This is a genomic window from Aggregatimonas sangjinii, assembly GCF_005943945.1.
Classification (GTDB): domain Bacteria; phylum Bacteroidota; class Bacteroidia; order Flavobacteriales; family Flavobacteriaceae; genus Pelagihabitans; species Pelagihabitans sangjinii.
Map to the genome: position 1 here is coordinate 4,366,682 of NZ_CP040710.1, position 20,990 is coordinate 4,387,671.

Annotated in this window: 13 protein-coding genes; 6 read left to right on the top strand and 7 right to left on the bottom strand. The window is 46.0% G+C overall.

Annotated features, from left to right (window positions below):
• Nucleotides 1-5: 5 nt before the first annotated feature.
• The 7 genes from FGM00_RS18170 to FGM00_RS18200 form a co-directional block, all read right to left on the bottom strand.
• Complete coding sequence (locus FGM00_RS18170; protein ID WP_138854283.1) at nt 6-464, bottom strand: TRAP transporter small permease; 459 nt, start codon at nt 462-464, stop codon at nt 6-8.
• A gap of 67 nt (nt 465-531) precedes the next feature.
• Nucleotides 532-1,509, bottom strand: coding sequence for a TRAP transporter substrate-binding protein (locus tag FGM00_RS18175; RefSeq protein WP_138854284.1), 978 nt, complete (start codon nt 1,507-1,509; stop codon nt 532-534).
• A 24-nt stretch (nt 1,510-1,533) separates the two neighbouring features.
• Nucleotides 1,534-2,712 (bottom strand): DUF4861 domain-containing protein, encoded by a 1,179-nt coding sequence (locus FGM00_RS18180; protein ID WP_138854285.1) that lies wholly within the window; start codon nt 2,710-2,712, stop codon nt 1,534-1,536.
• 9 nt (nt 2,713-2,721) lie between these two features.
• On the bottom strand, nt 2,722-3,510 hold the full coding sequence (locus FGM00_RS18185; RefSeq protein WP_138854286.1) for a gluconate 5-dehydrogenase: 789 nt from the start codon (nt 3,508-3,510) through the stop codon (nt 2,722-2,724).
• 9 nt (nt 3,511-3,519) lie between these two features.
• Entirely contained in the window at nt 3,520-4,359 is an 840-nt protein-coding gene (gene kduI / locus FGM00_RS18190) for a 5-dehydro-4-deoxy-D-glucuronate isomerase (RefSeq protein WP_138854287.1), read from the bottom strand.
• 12 nt (nt 4,360-4,371) lie between these two features.
• Nucleotides 4,372-5,562 (bottom strand): mannonate dehydratase, encoded by a 1,191-nt coding sequence (gene uxuA / locus FGM00_RS18195; protein ID WP_138854288.1) that lies wholly within the window; start codon nt 5,560-5,562, stop codon nt 4,372-4,374.
• Nucleotides 5,563-5,577: 15 nt separating this feature from the next.
• Nucleotides 5,578-6,408, bottom strand: a complete 831-nt coding sequence (locus FGM00_RS18200) for an SDR family oxidoreductase (RefSeq protein WP_138854289.1) — start codon at nt 6,406-6,408, stop codon at nt 5,578-5,580.
• A 252-nt stretch (nt 6,409-6,660) separates the two neighbouring features.
• Here FGM00_RS18200 and FGM00_RS18205 point away from each other — a divergent pair, with 252 nt between their 5' ends.
• The 6 genes from FGM00_RS18205 to FGM00_RS18230 all read left to right on the top strand — a co-directional run bounded on the left by FGM00_RS18205 (nt 6,661) and on the right by FGM00_RS18230 (nt 20,929).
• On the top strand, nt 6,661-8,328 hold the full coding sequence (locus tag FGM00_RS18205; RefSeq protein ID WP_138854290.1) for a right-handed parallel beta-helix repeat-containing protein: 1,668 nt from the start codon (nt 6,661-6,663) through the stop codon (nt 8,326-8,328).
• A gap of 68 nt (nt 8,329-8,396) precedes the next feature.
• Complete coding sequence (locus tag FGM00_RS18210) at nt 8,397-12,491, top strand: hybrid sensor histidine kinase/response regulator transcription factor (protein WP_138854291.1); 4,095 nt, start codon at nt 8,397-8,399, stop codon at nt 12,489-12,491.
• Between the two features lie 213 nt (nt 12,492-12,704).
• Nucleotides 12,705-15,719 (top strand): SusC/RagA family TonB-linked outer membrane protein, encoded by a 3,015-nt coding sequence (locus tag FGM00_RS18215; RefSeq protein ID WP_236262846.1) that lies wholly within the window; start codon nt 12,705-12,707, stop codon nt 15,717-15,719.
• Between the two features lie 16 nt (nt 15,720-15,735).
• Nucleotides 15,736-17,247 (top strand): RagB/SusD family nutrient uptake outer membrane protein, encoded by a 1,512-nt coding sequence (locus FGM00_RS18220; RefSeq protein WP_138854292.1) that lies wholly within the window; start codon nt 15,736-15,738, stop codon nt 17,245-17,247.
• 74 nt (nt 17,248-17,321) lie between these two features.
• The gene (locus FGM00_RS18225) at nt 17,322-18,506 is read left to right on the top strand and encodes a glycoside hydrolase family 88 protein (RefSeq protein WP_138854293.1); all 1,185 of its coding nucleotides are present in this window, start codon (nt 17,322-17,324) and stop codon (nt 18,504-18,506) included.
• Between the two features lie 8 nt (nt 18,507-18,514).
• Complete coding sequence (locus tag FGM00_RS18230; RefSeq protein WP_138854294.1) at nt 18,515-20,929, top strand: glycoside hydrolase family 2 protein; 2,415 nt, start codon at nt 18,515-18,517, stop codon at nt 20,927-20,929.
• Nucleotides 20,930-20,990 lie beyond the last annotated feature (61 nt).

The following is a 20,990-nucleotide window of genomic DNA, read 5'->3' on the forward strand; positions in this document are numbered from 1 at the left end:
ATGATTTATCGTTTTAGGATGTCTGAAATTTGATAATAGATGATTAGGAGTCCGCTTATGGGAATGACCACATACACCACGGACAGGGGTACCTGTAAGGCAGGTGAATTTTGGTCGAGCACATGGGTGATGTAGACCAAGCGCGACCCACCGATGACCATAGCACCCAAACAGAATAGTATGACCAAGATGCGCACGATAAGCTTTAATCGTTTTTGCGTTTTTTCGCTAAGGCGGGAGGGGAGCACATCAATTGCGACATGCAGGTTTTTTCCCGAAACATAGGCAGCGCCCAATATTCCCACCCATATCATAAGATATCTGGCGAGCTCGTCGGTGAATGAACTTGGGGAACCCAATATAAAACGGCTGGCCACCTGCCAAAGCACGTTTAAGACCATAATGGCCATAATAATGACCAGAAAATTGGCGAGAAGTTTATCGATGGTTTGTCGTAGTTGCATCAGGTTGGTTTTTCGATTATCGGGTTTCAACGAGTGGTTACCCGCAGAAATGCCCGGAGCAATGGGTTTATTTGGTTTCCTGTATTCGAGTAATCAATTCATAAAACTCCTCGTCTTCTTTGTATTTATCAAAGGAGTCCTCGATTTTATCGGCGAAAAGGGTCTTGTCGGGGCGTATAATTTCTACGCCCGCTTTTTTAACGGCCTCCAAGGCTTCGTTTTCGGCCTCTAGCCATAAAGTGCGTTGGTAGGCTACGGATGTTTTTACGGCCTGTTGCAGCCAGCCTTGTTCTTCATTCGATAGCTTTTCCCATAAATGGGTGCCGGCCAATAGCACATCGGGCAGGACGGTATGCTCATCCAAGGTATAGAACTTACAGACTTCATAATGTCGAGAAAGGTAAAAACTAGGCGGGTTGTTCTCTGCCCCGTCTACGACCCCTTGCTGTAACGCCGTATACAATTCACCCCATGATATGGGTGTGGGGGAACCTCCCAGACCACTTACCATATCCATGGCCGTAACGCTTTCCATAACCCGTATTTTTTGACCGACCAGGTCTTCCGGAGTATGCACGGGTTTATCCTTGGTATAAAAACTGCGGCTTCCGGCATCGTAATAACCCAAGCCTTTGAGCCAATATTTCTCCCCGCCATTGAGCAGTCCTTGCCCTATCGGACCATCTAAAACGTTGAAGGAATGCTGTCGGTCCCGAAAAAGGAAGGGTAGGCCGAGCACTTTCATCCGTGGCGCAAAGTTCTCCAGGACCCCCACTGAAACCTTTGTCATGTCAAGACTTCCGATTTGCAACAGTTCCAAACATTGGCGTTCGGTTCCCAATTGCTGACTAGGGTATATTTCGAGTTTCATTTTACCATCGGAAATGCGTTCCAGATCTTCGCCCATTTTCACCATAGCGATATGTACCGAGTGGCTTACATCCAAACCATGCCCCAAACGCAAGGTTCTGGTACCTGAAGCTTCCGAACAGGAGAACGTGACCCCTAAAATAAGGGAGAGCAGTAAGAGTATTTTTAATTTCATGGCATGTGCTTTAAAAATCGAATATTACTTAATCTCAACGACCAATGGATTTTTCAAGCAATCAGCAAATCGGGTCAAATAGTCGTTCCATTCGGCTTTGTTTTCGAATTGTCCACTTTTCTTCCATCCAAAACCCGCATAATATGTGGCCTTATCGTTCAAGGTTGCGATATGGGCATAAAAGTTGCTTTCGTCCGTTTTATCCGTGTCATAATATTCGAAACCGGCCATGGCCATTCCGGGAACCACGATGGCGGTACCCAGTTCGGAATCTTCATGGGGCTCCCAATAACTGATCCATCCGTCTTCCTGATGTATGTCTTTCGTACCCTTCTTATCATGCAGGGTAAGCCCGGCCGATATCGTGTCGGTGCCCGTTAGCATCACTTCGAATTTGGAAAGGTTGCTACCATAGTCCAGGGTAATTCTTTTCTTTTCTGAAATCGTATCGCCGGCAGCGTCCCAATCGGCATAGGTCAACTCAAAACTTGTTTGAAGCGGCCCGTTGTGCAGGGTTTTCCAGGAGGTGAAATTTTTTGAAATGTAGTAGGTGCTGTCCACTTTCTTGGCGATTCCGCCTACACCCCGGCTAATGCCTACATGAAAATTATCCAAGCCCTCTCCGTTGTCTTCGTGGTAGCTCCCATCGGTTTCAAGTTCCTTATGGTACCACTTATCGATAATAGGGTAATCTACCCGCTTCAACCAGGCATCCATACCGCTGGATAAGGTTCCGCCCTTCACGCCGTCCTCCTTCATTTTTTGTGCAGTGGGCCCATAGGTACGAAAGGCTACCCGATTATTTTCCCAAGCGTAATCATCGGTTCGTTCGGGTACGAATCGCGAATAGCAGGCGGGAGTATCTTCGGAATCCATTTTTTTATCCGTAGGTACGATTTCATACGTTTTTTCCGCGTTTGCCGCGATTTCGGGCTGAAATAGAATCGCATCCATGTTTCCATCGGCATCGGTGTCGATGAGCTGGCTAACCAATTCCGTACCGTCGGCGATATCCTTAATGAGCAAATTCCCATCGGGATTTTCCAGTCCCAGGGAAGCAATCGGGACCGAAACGGTTTCAAGCGACCGATTGATGGCCATGTCGTTTTTCACGACGATTTGCGGATTGGGTTTTTCTTTTTCGCCACAAGACACCACAAGGATGGTAGCGGCTAGGATTGAAATCAAGTTGAAGTTTCGCATCGTTACAATTTAGGTTTCGTTGGATGGTTTTCCGATGGTCGCCAATATTCCTCCATCAACGTACAATATGTGTCCGTTTACAAAATCGCTGGCCCTGGAGGCTAAAAATATGGCTGCTCCGGCCAAATCGTTCGGATCGCCCCATTTGGCGGCCGGCGTTCGATTCACTATAAATTCGTTAAAGGGATGTCCTTCGACTCGGATAGGTGCGGTTTGCGAGGTGGCGAAGTAGCCCGGGCCGATACCATTGATCTGAATATTGTGTTTGGCCCATTCAGTAGCCATATTTTGGGTGAGCATTTTCAGACCTCCTTTGGCAGCTGCGTAGGCACCTACCGTATTTCGTCCCAGTTCGCTCATCATCGAGCAAATGTTGATGATTTTACCCTGCTTTCGAGCCATCATGCCCTTCACGACATGTTTCGACATAATAAACGGGCTCACCAAATCGATATCGATTACCTCCTTGAAGTCGGCCACTTCCATTTCTTCAAGCGGTGTTCGTTTAATGATTCCCGCGTTGTTCACGAGAATATCGATAGGGCCAACTTCACTTTGTATTTTGCCTATCGCCTCGATGACCTGGGCCTCGTCCGCTACGTTGAACCGGTAACCGACGGCCTTGATGCCTTCACGTTCAAAGTGTTTTACGGCATCATCGATTTTTTGTTGGGAGGAATTGCCGTTCACCACCAAGGTCGCACCGGCCTTTCCCAATCCTTTTGCCATGGCCATGCCCAGCCCATGGGTACTGCCCGTAACCAAAGCGATTTTTCCTTTTAAGTTGAATAATTCCATTTCCCGAGTTTATCTTAAGTCCGTTATTTTGGCTACATCCATATCGCCATAATCCAAATTTTCCCCTGCCATACCCCAAATAAAGGTGTAGTTCGATGTACCGGATCCGCAATGAATGGACCATGGTGGGGAAATGACCGCTTCGTGGTTTTGCATCCATATATGTCGCGTCTCCTGCGGTTGCCCCATAAAGTGACATACAGACTGTCCCTCAGGCACATCCAGGTAGAAATAGACTTCCATTCTTCTATCATGTACGTGGGCAGGCATGGTATTCCATACACTTCCCGTTTTCAATTCGGTCATTCCCATTTGTAATTGGCAGGTAGTGACGACACCACCGATGATCATTTGGCTTACGGTACGGTGGTTGGCCGTTTCCAATGAGCCCAGCTCAATCTTGTTCGCTTCTGCAAGGCTCACTTTTTTGGTGGGATACGAAGTATGTGCGGGTGCCGAATTCAAATAGAATTTTGCCGGTTTATCCCCATCCTCACTTTTAAAAATGACCTCCTTTGCGCCCTGCCCGATATACAGCGCATCTTTGTGGCCAAGGGCATAAGAGGTGCCGTCTACCGTTACCGAACCGGCATCGCCCACATTGATAATGCCCAATTCACGGCGTTCCAAAAAGTATTCGGCCTTAAGCGGGTCTATGGCCTCCAGTGTCAAAGGACTTACCGGAACCGCCGAACCCGCGATGTAGCGGTCGTAATGGGTATAAGTGAGTTGTACTTTGCCCTTTTGCATCAGGTCGTCTATAAGGAACTCATCGCGGAGTTCCGTCGTGTTATATTTTTTAACTGCCTCCGGACTTGAAGCATAGCGTGTCTCGTAAGATGTTGACATAAATTATAGGAGTTATGAATTATATAATGCTTTTCTAATACCGGTTTCAAGGCCTCTAAGCTCGGCCAAACCTCTTAGGCGGCCAATACCAGAATATCCGGGATTTGTTTTTTTACGAAGGTCGTCGAGCATCTTATGCCCATGATCGGGCCGCATGGGCATTCTGAGGTCTTTTCGGCCTGCCGACTTCCGCTTTTTCTGTTCGTTGATCAAAGCTTTCATGACGCCGTACATATCTACATCCCCTTCCAAATGATTGGCCTCATGAAAGTTGCCTTCGGCATCCCGTTGGGTGCTACGTAGGTGAATGAAGTGAATACGGTCTCCCAAACGATCGACCATTCCCGGCAAGTCATTGTCGGCACGAACCCCAAAAGAACCTGTACAAAATGTGAGTCCGTTGTTCGGGCTGTCTACCGCTGCATACAATTCCTTGATATCCTTTTCGGTACTCACCACCCGGGGCAATCCTAAAATAGGATACGGCGGATCATCGGGATGTATACACATGAACACCCCCGCTTTTTCGGCGGCGGGTATGATTTGCTCTAAAAATGCGAACAGGTGTTTTTTCAATTGGGCGGGACCAATGCCGTCATAGGTGCTTAAAATCGTATTGAACTCTTTTAAAGAATAGCCTTCCTCGGCGCCGGGAAGCCCGGCGATGATATTGTTCGAAAGTGTTTTTTTACCTTTTTCGTCAAGCGTATCGAAATACCGGCGAGCGGCGGTTTTCTGTTCATCGGTGTAGGATTCCTCGGCACCCGGCCGTTTGAGCATAAACAATTCGAATGCCGCGAACGCTGCAGCCTCGAACCGCAATGCGGTAGAACCATCGGCCATCTCATAGTCGAGATTTGTACGGGTCCAGTCCAAGACCGGCATAAAGTTATAGCAAACGATGTCAATACCGCAGATGCCTAAATTGGTGAGTGTCTGTTTGTAGTTTTCGATATAGCCCTCGTACCCATCGGCCTGCGTTTTGATGGCCTCATGAATGGGAACGCTTTCGACGACCGACCAGCTGAGGCCTGCCGATTCAATAATTTCCTTTCTTTTACTGATTTCGGCAATAGGCCATACTTCTCCGTTTTTTATATGGTGCAAGGCCGAAACTATTCCCGTCGCGCCCGCTTGTTTTATGTCGGAGAGGGACACCGGATCGTTGGGACCGTACCATCGCCATGTTTGTTCTAGATTCAAATCGTTTGTTTTAAATTATACCCCGCTGTAGGCGCTGAAACCACCATCAACAGGAACTACGACACCGGTCACAAAAGAAGCCCCTTCGCTACAAAGCCATAGCGTAGTGCCGATAAGATCTTCGGGTTTTCCGAATTTGCCCATGGGTGTTTGGTCTATAATCTGATTTCCCCTGGGCGTGAGCGAGCCATCGCTCTGTGTTAGTAAGGCCCTGTTTTGATCGGTCAGGAAAAATCCCGGGGCCAGGGCGTTCACGCGAATCCCTACCTTCGAGAAATGCACGGCCAACCATTGGGTAAAGTTTGAAACGGCCGCTTTCGCACCACTGTAAGCCGGAATTTTGGTGAGGGGCGTAAAAGCGTTCATTGATGAAATGTTCAAGATACTACAACCCGATCTTCCAACCATATCCAAGGCAAAAACCTGTGTCGGTAGGAGCGTTCCGATAAAATTAAGATTAAAAGTAAATTGAATGCCGGAAGTATCCAAATCGAAGAAGGTCTTAAAGCCCTCGGTCGTATCGCTTAAATCGTTTTCCTCTAAATAGGGGTTACTTGTGGTACCCAGAGGGTGGTTTCCTCCCGCGCCATTGACCAGAATATCACAAGGCCCTAGTTGGTCGTTGATTTCCTTTTTTGCGGTTTCCAAGGAATCCTTTTCCAAAACATTGGCGACCACACCGATTGCGGTGCCTCCCGATGCGTTTATTTCATTAGCTACTTTTTGGGCGGCTTCTTTTTTCAGGTCTAAAACCGCGATTTTATGGCCTTGTGCGGCCAGCGCTACCGCCAAGGTGCTGCAAAGCACCCCACCGGCGCCTGTTAAAACGACTACTTTTCTATCCATCAATTTATGTTATCTTTCATTATTTAGTGAAGGAAGTCCCTAAGATAGGTCCCTCCTTTCAAATTTCAAGTATTTAATCCAAACGAACTAATCCGTTTGCCGAACAATAGTACATAAAGGGGTACACTCACGTTCATTTGAACGTTTTTAAAAGTACGCCATACTGTAAATGTATCTGTCCTGTGGTATCTTGGTGCAACACTTATTTTACTCCGCCGTACTGGATTTTTGAAATAAAAAACGAAATGCTATATGAGACACCTTAAAAAATACTTCAAATGGTTCTTTCTGCTACCGGTAGCCATACTGGTTCAGGGCATTGGTTTTTCACAAGAATTGCCCTCCATCCTCACTTCTTCAAAGTCGGATGACGAGTCGTATCTGCCCGATTTTAGTTATGCGGGCTATGGTTTCGGGGAAATCGAGATCCCCAACTTGGAAGGTAGCATTATAAACGCTAGCGACTATGGCGTAATTGCCAATGACGGTCTTGATGATTCGAAGGCTTTGCGAAAGGCGTTGGAGGCAACAAAGGATATGATTGGGAGTACGATTCTTCAGTTGCCGAAAGGACGGTTGATTTTGAGCGACGTGCTCTATCTCGAGCGGAGCGATTTCGTGCTCAGGGGAGCGGGATCGGGCGCAGACGGAACGGAAATCTACTGCCCAAGACCCATGATGTATATGAAAGACCCCGAAGTATTGGCAGAGCTACGGGAATACCTACTACAATTTGATAAGCGACAGCGCGAACCGGAAAATAACATCGACCTTCCTTTTTCCCAATATGCCTGGTCGGGGGGCATGATTTGGACCCAAGTACCGGGCGAGCGCGTGAAATCGTATCTAGGGAAATATGATGTCCCGGAAACCGTGGTCGCTGAGATTTCGAGTGGGGAGCGAGGTGCACACAAGCTACGGGCCAAGAACATTTCGGGACTGCAAGTGGGCGATGTCGTGCAATTGCAATTGTTCAATAAAACAGGCAGTCCGGATTCGGATTTGGTCAAGGACATGTACAAGAATACCGACGTCAAGGTCGGATCACATCATTGGGAGTTCCCCACCTTACCATTGGTGCGGCAAGAAGTGCTGGTGACCAAAATAGCAAAAAATGAGATTACGATAAAGACACCCCTAACCGTTGCCATAGCACCCGGCTACGAAGCGCGAATGGTGAAATGGAAGCATCTAAAGCAAGTAGGTATCGAACACTTGCGGATGACTTTTCCCGATGCGTCCTTTATTGCCCATCATGTAGAACGCGGTTTCAATGGAATATTCCTAACACGGTTGTACAACAGTTGGGTACGTGACGTGGTCATTCATAATGCGGATAGTGGGATACTCACCGAAGAAATTGCGAATGTGACGATTTCCGATATTCAGACTACGGGCGGAAACAAAGCCCACTATACCGTTGCCATGGCAGGGGTGCACAATGTTTTGGTCGACAACCTAAAAGTGTTCAACCGTGCCGAACATCCCTTGAGTTTCAATACATTTTCAACGAAGAATGTCTATCGCAATTGCGAGGTGTTCGTTCAACCGGTTTTGGACCAACATTCAGGCGCCAACCATCAAAATCTGTTCGACAACATTACCGTTCATTTGAATCCTAATGAAGATGGCAGCTACCCTTTATTTGCGGGGGGCGGAGCTCCCTATTGGAAACCTTCACATGGTGCCTTTAGTACGTTTTGGAATATAAAGGTCAGTCTTTTGAGCGGATTGGACAGTACGAGCCCGCTGCTCCTTAACGGAATGAGCGACGGCCCGTTTGCCCGCGTCATCGGGGTTTATGGGAACCATCCATTGAAGATAGCATACGGCCCCAAGGCCTATATCGAAAATACCAATAATGAAATTGTAAAAATTCCTTCACTCTACGATTATCAAAGGACCGCACGCCTGCGTTAACAAAGAAATGCGCAAATATCAGTATCTTTAAATTTGTTCCTAACCACTGAAAATGCCGCCGGGATACTATGAGGGCTATACGAACTACATTACTATTCGTCTTATTGGGGTGCTTTTACTTGCTGGGGCAGGAAAAGGGCTATCAATTTAAACATCTGAACACTTCCGATGGCCTTTCGCAAAGTTCGATCATCGCCATGGAGCAGGATACCTTGGGACGCATGTGGTTGGGTACGCGTGATGGGCTCAACCTCTACGATGGCACGGATTTCAAGGTGTATCGAACCAGTGAGGGCGACACTACCAGTATCAGTAATAGCGATATTCTCTCTATTACCGAAGATTCGGAAGGCTACATTTGGGTGGGCACCTACAATGGTCTCAATCGCTATGACCCCAAGAGCGATACTTTTACACGTTTCTTTTATTCCAATGCCGAAAATTCGCTAAGCAATAACACCATATGGTGCATTACTGAAATGCAAAACGGCGAGTTATGGATGGGGACTTCCAACGGTCTTTCGATCTATGATAAAAAAACGAATCGATTTCAAGCGGTGTACAGCTCCAATTCGGGCGATTCGCTTCCTTCAAATTATGTACTCAGTATTACGCAGACCAATGATGGAGCTATATGGATCGGGACATCCAACGGTTTTTGTAAGACCATCCGAAATGGTTCAGAGAAGCCTACCTTCGAAACCCTGGCATTGAAAGGCGGCAACATCCACCCGTTCGTTCAAACGATTGTTTCTTGTGATAAAAATAGTCTATGTATCGGTACCAAGAATATGGGTATGCTCAAGTTCGATTTGCTTTCGGAGCGCTATATCATCAAACCGAGCTATCAGAAAAATACCGATGTGCGGGCCATAGTTACCGATTACAATGGGAAGCTTTGGTTAGGGACTTCTGAAGGAATCGTTCTTTTGGAAAATGACAAGGCCATTGCCAGTTTAACGAGCCAAACGAACAGTTCGGGCGGTTTAAGCCACAACTACATCAAGTCTTTACTCGTCGACAAAAAAGGCTCCATTTGGATCGGTTCGTACCATGGGGGTATTGATATTTGGGATGCTTCCAATATCAACTTTTTAGATTACAGTGAATACTTAGACCGGAATAAATTAGGTAGTAGGGTGGTCAGCGCAATAGCCTCTGACCATGGCGAGGAGCTGTATATTGCAACGGAAGGGGGAGGAATAACCATTTTGAATACCGAAGAACAACGTGCCGATTATTTGAATATGGCAAATTCGACCGGTTTGGTCAGCAACAATATCAAATCTTTATCGCTCCAGGAAAATTTCTTGTACATCGGAAGTTTCAATAAAGGCCTCATGGCGTACGATCTTTCGAAAAAGGCGTTTGCCGATACTAAATTATCGGACTCGCTTCGGCATTTAACGAAGAATATAGGAATTTACGATATCGAGAAGGGAATCGGAAATACCCTATGGCTGGGTACTTTTGGAGAAGGACTGATACAATACGATCTAAAAACCGGACACCATAACATTTTACAGACCTATGATGATAAAGGGGCAGGGCTCTCGAGTAATAGGATACGCAGCTTAATGATCGACCGGTCATCGAATGTTTGGGTGGGTACGCAAAGCGGTCTTAACCTGTTGCCCTACCAAAACGGAATATACGATCCCCAGAAAATCAAGCATTTCCAGTACGACAAGGATACCGGTTCCGGAGATGATATCCTTACCATTTACCAAGACGCTCTCGGGGCTATTTGGGTGGGAATTCGAGCAAAGGGCCTTTTTAGGTTTGACGGGAAAGAGTTTCAGAACGTTCCCATACGAACCACAAAGTCCATCACGTCGATTTATGCCATCGCTGAAGATCAAGACAACGTACTTTGGATGAGCAGCAATCAAGGCCTCATTAAATATGAAACGCGTACCGATGCATTTACCCTTTTTACCCAAAAAGACGGCTTGGCCGGGAATGAGTTCAGCAGTGGCGCCGTCCTGAAAACGAAAGGTTCGAAGTTTTATTTCGGGGGCCCGGGAGGCCTATCTTTTTTCGATGCCCGCAATATTGCCAAAAATGACTTTTCCCCACAAGTGATTTTGACCGATTTCAATATCAAAAATGAACCCATATCGCCGAAGGACGAAAACGGAATTTTGGAACAAAGCCTGCCGTATACCAAGAAAGTAGCACTAGCATATGACAATGCCAATTTCTCCATTAACTATGCTATCCCGAATTTCGTAAACCCCGCAAGTAATCAATACCAATATCGTATGGTGGGATTGGAGGAAAACTGGACGACGACTACCCGAACCCAGGCGAATTATACCATTCAAAAACCCGGCAATTACACCTTTGAGGTCAAGGGGGCCAATAATGATGGGGTTTGGAATGCCGAGCCTACTTCGATTCAAATCGAGGTGCTACCGGCACCGTGGCGTAGCGTTTGGGCATTTACGCTGTATGGAATATTGCTTTTTGGCGCGATTTGGGGCTTCGGGAACATCATCAGGTCACGTACCAAGCTGAAGCACGAGCTGCAGTTAGAACATCTTAAAAATCAACAAAATATTGAAAACAATGATGCCAAACTGCGTTTTTTTACCAATATCTCCCATGAGTTCCGGACACCGTTGACCTTGATTACAGGACCGCTGCAACAGCTTTTGGAGGATTACAAGGGAAGCCGCTATGTCTACAAAAAACTGCTGGTCATGGAGAGCAATGCCAATCACCTCTTACAGCTCATCAATAGATTGATGGACTTTAGGAAGCTGGAACATGAAAGGGTAAAGCTCGAAACCGCCGAAGGCAATATCGTTAAATTTTTAAGGGAAATTTTTCTTTCCTTCACTGAATTTGCGAAGGGTCGAAATTATGAGTACAGTTTCACCACCGAATCGGAAGAAATATTGGTGTACTACGATCGGCCTAAATTGGAGCAGGTTTTTTACAATTTGATTTCGAATGCCTTCAAATATACTCCTCAAGATGGCCAAATTGCTATTGAAATACGTACTGGGGAAGAAAATATTACCATCGACGTAAAGGATTCCGGCCACGGCATACCCGAGGAGTATCGCGAACGGATTTTCGATCGCTTTTTTGAAATTCCGGAATATAGGCGCGATGTGACAGAACAAGGTACTGGTACCGGCATTGGCTTATCTATAGCGAAGCGAATGGTCGAACTTCATAAAGGCTCGATTGCGGTGATAGGCGACACTAAAAAAGGGAGCATTTTTCGAGTAACACTTCCTTTAGGCAAGGAGCATCTGCAAGAAAATCAGATTATCCCCAATTTTAAATTCAGTGATGATCTGCGCCTCTATACCTCGCAATTGGAACAGGGTCAAGAGAATAATGAGGCTATTATAAGCGAACTGCTGCTCAACCAGGAAAAATATGTCATTTTATTGGTAGAGGACAATACGCCCTTGCGCAATTTCATGAAAGACCTTCTAAAGGAAAAATATAATGTATTAGAAGCGGGAGATGGTCAGGAGGCCATGCAGAAAGCGCTGAAATTCGTGCCTGATTTAATTGTTTCCGACGTTATTATGCCGCGAATGGTCGGGACCGAACTTTGTGCCAAAATCAAGGAGAATATCAAAACCAGCCACATCCCCGTCATTTTATTGACCTCAAGGACCTCCTTGCTCTACAAGTTCGAAGGTTTGGAAAGTGGGGCCGACGACTACATCAGCAAGCCCTTTGACGTTCGCGAATTTCAATTGCGGATCAAGAACCTCATCGAATCATCGAAACGGTTGCGTACCAAATTTTCCAATGACAATGGTTTCAAACCGAATGAGATAGCAGTCTCTTCGATCGATGAAGAACTTCTGGTAAAGGCGTTGCAGATCGTAGAAGACAATATTTCGAACGATCAGTTCGATATTCCCACATTTAGTTCCGAGCTCGGAGTAAGCAGAACCTTATTATTTACGAAAACCAAAGCATGGACGAATATGACTCCGAATGAGTTCATACAGGAGGTTCGTATGAAACGGGCCGTGCAGCTTTTGGAGCAGGACAAATTGAACATCTCTCAAGTAAGTTATAAAGTAGGATTTAAAAATCCGAAATACTTTAGCAAATGCTTCCAGAAAAAGTATGGAATAACGCCCTCAAGCTACACGGAAAAGTTTTCCGAAAACTTCACCGATTAGGAATTAGTGCTCTTACGACCCCGTATTTTAAGGTTTTCGGATTTTTGACACCCTACTTCCGTATTTTTAATACACTGGCTTAACATAACTTTGGTAAAATGAAAATCAAGAAGTTTCAAAAGAGATGGATTGAGGTCGCGCTGGTGGCCTTTATCGTCTTGATCGGACTCTTGATCATCTATCTCAATTAAACTCAACTCAAAATTCGAACTTATGTTGAAAAACAAAAAAAAGAACAAATGGATGAAGCCTCTTCTTTTAGGTGTTTTCGTCCTTCTGGGGGCCTTTGGGTTTGCTCAGGAAAAAACAATTACGGGAACGGTGGTTTCCAGCGAGGACGGACTCGAGATACCTGGCGTTAACGTGGTTGAAAAGGGTACGAACAATGGTACATCGACCGATTTTGATGGTAACTACAGCATTACGGTATCTGGCGATGATGCCGTATTGGTGTTCAGTTACATCGGTTATGTGAGCCAAGAACAAAGTGTTTCCGGTACGAATCAAATAAATGTATCACTGGCCGAAGACGTAAGCGCTTTGGAAGAAGTGGTTGTCGTAGGATACGGTACCACTAAGAAAAGCGATATTACGGGATCGGTTTCCTCGGTGAAGGCAGAGGAACTGGCGGCGTTTCCCGTATTGAGTGCAGAACAGGCCTTACAGGGTCGTGCGGCAGGGGTCGCAGTACAATCCAACAACGGTGGGGAGCCCGGTGCCCCTATAAGTATAAGTATACGGGGTAACACCTCCATTGGTTCGAGTAGTGCCGCTTTGGTTGTGGTAGATGGTTTTGTGGGTGGTGCGCTGCCGCAACCTACCGATATAGAATCCATAGAAATCCTAAAAGATGCTTCGGCAACTGCAATATACGGTTCCAGAGGTGCGAACGGGGTTATCATGGTTACGACTAAAAAAGGAAAGAAAGGAAGAATGCTGGTTGAGATCAACTCTTCTTATTCTTCGCAGAATACAACTGAAAGAATCGAATTATTGAATGCGAATCAATTTGCGGCGTACCGGCAAGCCATCAATCCCGCTTATATTCAGGGAACAGCACAAACCGACTGGCAAGATTTGATTTATAGAACAGGAAATATTTCAAATCATCAACTATCATTTTCGGGTGGCAGTGAAAACATCAACTATTACGTTTCCGGGAATTATTTCAACCAAAAAGGGGTCGTGATCAATTCGGGCTTCGAGCGATTCTCTTTCTTGAGCAACGTAGACGTACAGGCAACGAAAAGATTAAAACTAGGCTTCAATGCGTATGCCAACAGAGGCAATAAAGACGGAATCCAAAGTCAAGCCGGAAGTGGCGGTAGTGGTGGCGGGGATGTGATATCCACGGCCTATCGTTTTGCGCCGGACACGCCGATTCAAAATGAGAACGGAGTGAACACGACGAACCCCGTTGGCGATCAATTCGATAATCCTTTCGCTATCGCGACCGAATCAATAGATGAAACAAAGACCGATGAATATCGGGCCAATTTTTATGCGGACTATGAGCTTTTAAAAGGCTTGAATTTTAAGACGACCTTTGGTTACAGTACCGATAATCAAACACGCGGGCGGTTTCAACCATCCACGCTTATTGGTCAGGCAAGTACTCAAGGTGGTATTGCCAGTGTGGCGTCCGTTAAGGGAACGAATATCATCTCGGAAAACTATTTGACCTATACCACGGAGATAGGCAAAGGCAATCTTACCGCATTGGCGGGCTACTCCTATCAAAAGGATAGGACGGAGCGGTACAGCGCCGGGGCGCAAGGTTTTCTAAGTAATAGCTTATCTTATTTCGCACTTAATGCCGGGTCCGATATTCAGACACCGACCTCATCGCTCACCGAACGCGAAATCGTTTCGCTTTTCGGCAGATTGAATTACGAATATGATGACCGTTATTTGCTTACGTTTACGGCAAGACGTGACGGCGCATCCAATTTTGCAAGAAACAACAAGTATTCATTTTTCCCATCCGGAGCGATCGGTTGGAGAATTTCCAATGAAGGATTCCTGAAGGATAACGAAACACTATCAAATTTAAAATTAAGGGCCAGTTATGGGGTTACCGGTAACCCATCCATCACGCCGTATCAGTCATTGGCCAATTTTCAGCCGATATATGCGAATGTAGGAGATCAAACCGTTGGGGCGGTAGTGCCGGATTTGATCGAAAATCCGGATCTGAAATGGGAATCTTCCTATCAGGCCAATATCGGGATGGACTTGGGCTTTTTAAATGATCGTATCGCCCTTACCTTAGACTACTATTCGATTGATACGGAAGATTTGATTTTACGAAATTCCGGTTTGCCGGAGTACGCCGGACTTTTGAGTAATCCTTTCCAGAATGTAGGTGAAATAAATAATACTGGCTTTGAAGTGACACTGAATACCAAAAACGTCGTCAAGGAGAATTTTTCGTGGTCTACGGATTTAAACTGGTCAACGAATACCGTGGAAGTGGTCAAATTGATTGAAGGAGCGGATATATTTTTAGATTCCTCGCCGGGTTCTTTCCTGCAGGACGAAACACATATCTTGCGTGAAGGCGAACCTGTGGGCGTGTTTTGGGGCTATGAGTACCGAGGGGTAAATCAAGGCACTCCGGAACCGGGCACTGCAGGCTACTCCGAGACAGGCGCCGGAGACGAACTCTTTACCGATTTAAACGGAGATGGCGTCATCACAGGGGACGATCGTAAGATTATCGGTGATCCCAACCCGGACTGGATAGCGGGATTGAACAACAACCTTAGGTATAAGAACTTCGATATGAATATTTTCTTTCAAGCATCCGTGGGAGGGGATATCTTTAGCTATACCTTCCTTGAATTGGCCTCCGGGGAATCGAACGCGACGCCAGCCGTGTTGAATGCTTGGACGCCTTCTAATACCAATACCGATGTGCCCTCGGCGGGGGTACGCGAGAAGCGCATAACCGACCGTTTTGTTTACGATGGAAGCTATGTACGTTTGAAAAACCTATCATTAGGATATAACCTTCCTATTGACATTGTTGATAAAATTGGGATGCAAGGCATACGAATTAGCCTGAGTGGTCAAAATTTATTAACTTTTACTGACTTTCCTGGTACTGACCCAGAAGCCCAATATAGGAGCACTGGAAGCCAAGACAGTAATGTGAACAGAGGTTTCGATTACGGAAGCTATCCGAACATTCGGTCGTATACCCTATCGGTTAATTTGAAGTTCTAATAAAAAAAATACTACGATGAGAAATTTAAAATATTTAGGAATTTTTGTAGCACTGGCCACAGTGGTCGCGTGCTCGGATTTAGAAGAAGTCCCAGTGGGAAGACTTTCCCCTGATGGATTGGTGCAATCCCCTGCGGACGTGCAAACATTGATCAATGGGGCCATAGGTAACATGGCTACGGAACGCTATTGGGGTAGAAAACTCTCACTGCCCATTATGCTTAGAAGCGATATGGTCTCGATAGGGGATTTAGGTACTCCAGGCCGTAGGCAGGAGGTCAACAATTTCTCGATGGGTGCCGATAATGGTATGGTAACTGCGCTATGGCCAAAAGCTTACGAAGTTATCGCCGGAACGAACGAGGCTATTTTCTCGGCTAATAACTTGGATGCCGAGCCGGCGCAAATAGACCCAGTACGGGCACAAGCACACTTTTTTAGAGCCTATACCTACTACCATTTGGTCCGTTTGTTTGGATCGATTCCGTATTTAGATGCGCCTGTGGAAGACATTAATGTTGCTTTGTCTATTTCCAAAACATCTGCCGATGAGGTGTATTCGAACATTATCGCAGATCTTGAAGAGGCTAAATTGAATTTGCCGGATGTGCAGCCTACGACGGCTTTGCCTTCTAAGGCAACCGCAGCAGCCTTTCTTGCCTCAGTATACCTAACCCTGGGGGATTTCCAAAAAGCATACGATGAAGCGAAATTCGTCATCGATCGCGAAGGGGATTTCGGACTGGCTCTCGAAGCTGATTACCAAGATTTGTTCAATGCCGGCGTAAGGAGCTCCGAACCATTGTTAACACTCGATTTCAATGGTTTCAGTGATGGCGATACCGGTAGGGATTATGCACCCGCACTTACCGGGATCAGGGCAAATGAACGCGGCAATATCGGTGGCGGATGGTCGGTCGCAGTGCCCACCATAAATGTATACAACAGATGGGACGGTCGCGATTACAGAAAGGCCGTTAGTTTGGATACTACGGGAATCTTCAATGGTGTTGAAGAATCGTTTGATAAATTTCCGGAGTTCGATTCCCGAAACATTCAAAGTGCCTACATTGCCAAATATACGCGGCTCATTGGGGCCTCGGGGACAGGGAACGGAAGGGCCTCTAGTTTGAACTATAATTTAATGCGATATGCCGAAGTACTGCTTATCGCTGCGGAAGCATTGAATGAAATAACCCCAGGTTCCGATGAGGCGGCCGGATACGTGAATCGCGTTCGCGAACGCGCGCGCAATGGTAATGATTCTGGCTTTCCGGAGGACATCGAAGATGGGATGTCTCAAGACGAATTTAGGGATATGGTCTTAGAAGAGCGCAAATGGGAATTGGCCTTTGAGTTCAAAAGATGGTACGACATCAAGAGAAGACAGTTGGGTTCCGAGGTATTCGGGCCAGATGGTTTAGAGCCGCAACCCAATTTCGATCCTGCCCGGGATTATTTATTCCCACTACCCGGCGATGAATTGGAACGTAATCCGAACTTAGCACCGAATAACCCCGGTTATTAATCACAAGCATTCTTTTGTGGATACGGCCTCGTAGGCGAGGCCGTGCCTCCACTTGTACCTTCAAAAAATTATTCATGGCGAAAACTTGCTATTCCGTAGTAGCTATTGCATTTGTATTCCTATCCGTAGCCTGCAAATCCGATGGTACGAAAAAAACAGAAACACCGGCCATAAGCGTTGATTCGCTCTTGCAGATCAGGTATCAAAACCTCTTGCACTATCCGGTGGATTCCATGTCCTTTCCCAGGAGCTATACCCGAAGCACCAAGACGACTAGAAAAGTACCTTCAAAGGACTGGACCAGCGGCTTCTTTCCGGGAAATCTATGGCAGCTCTACAAATTAACGGGCAACAAAGCGTACAAAGAACGCGCCTCGGAGTGGACGGCCTTAATGGAAAAGGAGAAACTGAACGGCAAGACCCATGATATGGGATTCAAGATATATTGCAGTTTCGGTGAGGGTAACGAAGTTGAAAAGAGCGCTTTTTACCAAGATGTTATTGTAGAAAGTGCGCAGACCTTGGCCACCCGATTCAACGAGAACGTCGGTAGCCTTCGTTCGTGGGATTTCAATAGCGATGTTTGGGAGTTTCCCGTAATCATCGATAATATGATGAATCTCGAATTGCTATTTGAAGCGACTCGAATCAGTGGCGACAGTGCCTTTCATAAAATGGCCGTTACCCATGCCAATACAACACTCAAAAATCATTTTCGACCCGACAACAGTAGTGTACATGTAGTGGTTTATGATACCATCACCGGTGTGGTGAAAGAAAAAGTGACCCACCAGGGTTTCGATGCGGAATCGGTTTGGTCTAGAGGTCAGGGATGGGGAATCTATGGGTATACCATGTGTTATCGCTTTACCAAAGACCCAGCCTACTTGAAACAAGCGGAAGCAAGTGCACAATTCTATTTAAACCATCCGAACTTACCGGAAGATGGCATCCCGTTTTGGGATTTAAAAGATCCGGCCCTACCCGATGCAGTTAAAGACGTATCTGCCGCTACGATCATTGCCTCGGCTTTGCTGGAGTTAGCTTCGTATTCGGATCAACCGGAATATCAGGCTTATGCGAATAAGGTCATGGAAACACTACATTCCACCGAATATGTGTTGGATAGGGATATCGACGCACCGTTCATTTTAGACCACAGTACGGGTAACTGGCCCAAGAAAGATGAGATGGACGAACCCATTGTGTATGGTGATTATTATTTTTTAGAAGCGCTTCTGAGAACAAATAAACTTTAATCTATCTTATGAAAAACCTCCGTTTCTTGTTCTCGACAATTGTGATTTGCATATGGTTTTCCTGTGCGATCAAAGCGCAGGATACCGCGCCCCGTACAAAACAAAATATCAATGAAAAGTGGGGGTATTCGGAAAATCCCGTAGCGACGCCAGCTGAACTACAATCGGAGAGTACTTGGGCGACGGTCGATTTGCCACATAGTTGGAATAGTGAGGATGTAACCGATAACGTTCCCGGGTATCGCAGAAATGCAAGTTGGTACAAAAAGGATGTGAACATTCCCGAAATCGATTCAGACAAAAGATACCTGCTCTATTTCGAGGGGGCCAATATTACCACTGCAGTTTATGTAAATGGGAATAAGGCCGGAGAACATATAGGAGGCTACATTGGGTTCGAAATCGACATGACACCCTACCTCAAAGTGGGCTCGAATGAAGTTTTGGTCCGTGTAGATAATGGCTATGACCGTGATGTAATCCCGTCGCAGAAAAGCGACTTTTTTATCTATGGAGGCCTTACAAGGGATGTATGGCTGCTGACGAAACCGATTACCGCAATCGATGGGGTAAAGATTTCAACACCTCAGGTATCAAAAGCGAGCGCGTCCTTAAAAGTCGTCGTTCCTATCTCGGCGTACGATGGTAAAACGGGCATGGAGGTAGAGGTAGTGCTAAAAAATCCTTCAGGAAAGAAAGTGGCCTCGGAGAACGTTGACGTGACCTCTGAAACGGTAGAAGTATTATTTGAAAAGATACGAAAACCCCAATTATGGGACACCAAAACGCCCAACCTGTATACTGCCGAAATCAAACTTATCGAAAAAGGCAAAACGATTGATGCGACATCCGAAAAGGTTGGCTTTCGATGGTTCGAATTTGTTGATAACGGTCCGTTTTATTTGAACGGGGAGCGTTTGCTATTGAGAGGAACACACAGACATGAAGAACATGCGGGAGTAGGAGCGGCCATGTCAAATGAATTGCATCGTAAAGACATGGAGCTGATCAAGGAGATGGGCGCGAATTTCGTTCGTTTGGCGCATTATCCTCAAGATCCTGAAATTTACAAGGCTTGCGACGAACTTGGGTTATTGGTATGGGATGAGCTGCCTTGGTGCCGCGGGGGATTGGGAGAAGACGTTTGGCAAGCGAATACCAAGAACATGCTCAAGGAGATTATCGACCAGAACTACAATCACCCAAGTATAATTATTTGGTCTTTGGGCAACGAAATGTACTGGCTACCCGATTTTGAAGGCGGCGGCGATACCGCGAAAATGAATTCATTTTTAACCGAGTTGAACGAAATCGCCCACGATATGGACCCTACCCGTAAAACCGCGATTCGAAAATATTATGAGGGCGCTGAACTCGTAGATGTCTTTTCGCCCTCTATATGGTCAGGTTGGTACTCGGGAAGTTATAAAAGCTATCAAAAAGCTGTTGAAACCTACAAGAAAGAGTATAAACACTTTTTACATGCAGAATATGGTGGATCAAGCCATGTCGGGCGGCATAGTGAAAATCCCATAACCGGTGAAGGGCAGATACAGTCCGACGGATGGGAAGAGGCAATCGTTCAAACAGAAGTGGCCAACATCGCCCAAATCGGCGATTGGAGCGAAAACTATATCGTAGACCTTTTCGATTGGCACTTACGAATATCTGAGACAGATCCGACCTTTGTGGGCAATGTACAATGGGCCTTTAAGGACTTTGGAACGCCATTGCGTCCAGAAAACGATATCCCCTACATGAATCAAAAAGGGCTGGTAGATCGGGAAGGAAACCCAAAGGATGCTTTTTATGTATTTAAAAGTTATTGGGCCGACGAACCGTTCACTTATATCGAATCGCACAGTTGGACCGAACGTCAAGGCCCGAGTGATTTGGCTAGGAACGTGAGTGTTTTCAGTAATTGTGAAAAGGTAACACTTTATCACAATGGGAAAAGTCTCGGTGAAAAAACCAAGGACCTCAAGAATTTTCCGGCATCGGGATTACACTGGGACGTGGCATTCGCAGAAGGGAATAACGAGCTCGTAGCGAAGGGTGTTACAGCAAATGGTGGCGTCGCCAACGACACTTTGAAGGTAAACTACCGCTATACTAAAAATGGCGCGGCCAAAGGCTTGACCTTAAGTGCCGAAAAAATGGACAATGGAAATTATATGGTTACCGCCATAGCCAAGGATAGTGACGGAATGCGATGTCTTGATTACGAAGACAAGGTATATTTTCAGTGTTTGGAAGGCGGGAAGGCCAAAAAACACCAAGGTACCCCGACGGGAAGCGAAATTATAGGAATGGCCAATGGAAAGGCTTCGATAGAAGTGGTTCCCGACAATACGACGAATGATTTGAAAGTGATGGTTTTAAACCAAAATTTCAAGGGTACCTATTTGACCATTCAAAAATAGTTGTTGTTGAGTTAGTTTGATGCTATGGTCACTACCTAAAGGCCATAGCATCTTTTTTTTA